Origin of the sequence: Massilia sp. CMS3.1 (genome assembly GCF_051262535.1) — a bacterium.
Lineage (GTDB): Bacteria > Pseudomonadota > Gammaproteobacteria > Burkholderiales > Burkholderiaceae_D > Telluria.
The window spans coordinates 1-888 of the sequence record NZ_JBIMES010000073.1 but is presented as its reverse complement, the minus strand read 5'-3'; the positions used below and the strand labels follow the sequence as shown (position 1 = coordinate 888).

Below are 888 nucleotides of genomic sequence, written 5' to 3'. Positions count from 1 at the left end.
TTCCGCTCGCCGACGCTGTGAAAATCACCGGTTATTCGAGGTGCCCTTTAATTCATGAGCATGCAATGACGTCAACACTACAAACCACGATTCGGCCATGACGGTGTTTGACGTCTCAGTAGGCCCCTACCCCACACGCGTTGGCAATGCAATTGCAGAAAAAAGTTGCAAGAAAAAGTCCGGTTCGAACTGCTCGATCTATATAAAGTTAAGTACGAACATGCAGAATTTATTGCGGGCAAAAACTACTTGGGAACGCTTCCAATCCTGGAATTGGGGGACGGCACGCTGATAGACAATCCACTGCCATTACCCATTATTTTGTGACGCTTGACGGATCTCCCGGCCTAACAGGCACGACGCCCCTGGAACAGGGTGTTTCGCCTTGGGCAACGGTGCCTCTGGTACAGACCTGTCGACATTTAGTTGCGCCACTGTGCGCTCGATTTCGGAATCGCATTCATCGATGCACTGCTGATAGAAATCGTAGAGTGCAAGCGCCTGTTTTAACGCGAACACGTGCTCGGGCTGGTAATTGCCAACGAGAGCGGCGCGGATCGTTTCGATGCTTTCCTTGCAGCGCACGTCGCGCATTGCAGCAAGCTTGTCCGGGTCGTGCTCGCCTGCGACAATGGCGCGGATGATCCGCATCCCGGTCACACCGGTAATTGTAGCGATGACATGATGAAGCTGAATGTTCATGAAGGTCAGCGCCTTCTGCATGTGCTGGATATGCGCTGCGGCGTAATCGGTATGCCGCTCACGTGCACGCAGGTAGGCTCTCAGCTCGGCAATATCTCGGCCAGGACGAAAGCTGGCGCGCAGCAGCCCACACGCATGCAGTCGCTGCAGCCATTGAGCATCGTTGACGTCACTCTTCCGGCCCGG

Annotated in this window: 1 pseudogene; it reads right to left on the bottom strand. The window is 54.4% G+C overall.

What is annotated here, in order from left to right:
- Positions 1 to 309: 309 nt before the first annotated feature.
- Positions 310 to 888: pseudogene (locus ACHAC9_RS24470) on the bottom strand (IS110 family transposase); the annotation flags it as partial.